General features: G+C 65.1%; 3 pseudogenes. 1 reads left to right on the top strand and 2 read right to left on the bottom strand.

Annotated elements, in window-relative coordinates:
• Positions 1-151, bottom strand: a pseudogene (locus R7Z49_RS25375) (MerR family DNA-binding protein); the annotation flags it as partial.
• Here R7Z49_RS25375 and R7Z49_RS25370 point away from each other — a divergent pair.
• Positions 146-280 (top strand): annotated as a pseudogene (locus R7Z49_RS25370) (relaxase); the annotation flags it as partial. The pseudogenes R7Z49_RS25375 and R7Z49_RS25370 sit on opposite strands and share 6 nt — an antisense overlap.
• A gap of 31 nt (positions 281-311) precedes the next feature.
• On the opposite strand, the pseudogene tetR(A) reads toward R7Z49_RS25370, so the two are convergent.
• Positions 312-671: pseudogene (tetR(A), locus tag R7Z49_RS25365) on the bottom strand (tetracycline resistance transcriptional repressor TetR(A)); the annotation flags it as partial.

Below are 671 nucleotides of genomic sequence, written 5' to 3'. Positions count from 1 at the left end.
GCACGTCCTGAAGCTTGTGCTCGGCCAGGCTGCTGGCTTCCTCGCAGTGGGTGCCGTCATCCAGCCTCAGCAGCTCTGCGATCTCGTCGAGGCTGAATCCGAGCCGCTGGGCTGATTTCACGAAGCGCACCCGCGTCACATCCGCCTCGCCAGAGAGGCCGAGCGCGGCCGTGAGGCTTGGACGCTAGGGCAGGGCATGAAAAAGCCCGTAGCGGGCTGCTACGGGCGTCTGACGCGGTGGAAAGGGGGAGGGGATGTTGTCTACATGGCTCTGCTGTAGTGAGTGGGTTGCGCTCCGGCAGCGGTCCTGATCAATCGTCACCCTTTCTCGGTCCTTCAACGTTCCTGACAACGAGCCTCCTTTTCGCCAATCCATCGACAATCACCGCGAGTCCCTGCTCGAACGCTGCGTCCGGACCGGCTTCGTCGAAGGCGTCTATCGCGGCCCGCAACAGCGGCGAGAGCGGAGCCTGTTCAACGGTGCCGCCGCGCTCGCCGGCATCGCTGTCGCCGGCCTGCTCCTCAAGCACGGCCCCAACAGTGAAGTAGCTGATTGTCATCAGCGCATTGACGGCGTCCCCGGCCGAAAAACCCGCCTCGCAGAGGAAGCGAAGCTGCGCGTCGGCCGTTTCCATCTGCGGTGCGCCCGGTCGCGTGCCGGCATGGATGCG

It is taken from the genome of Vibrio sp. 1562, assembly GCF_033340155.1.
In the GTDB taxonomy this organism is placed as follows: Bacteria; Pseudomonadota; Gammaproteobacteria; order Enterobacterales; family Vibrionaceae; genus Vibrio; species Vibrio alginolyticus.
This window is presented reverse-complemented; position numbering and strand designations above follow the sequence as displayed.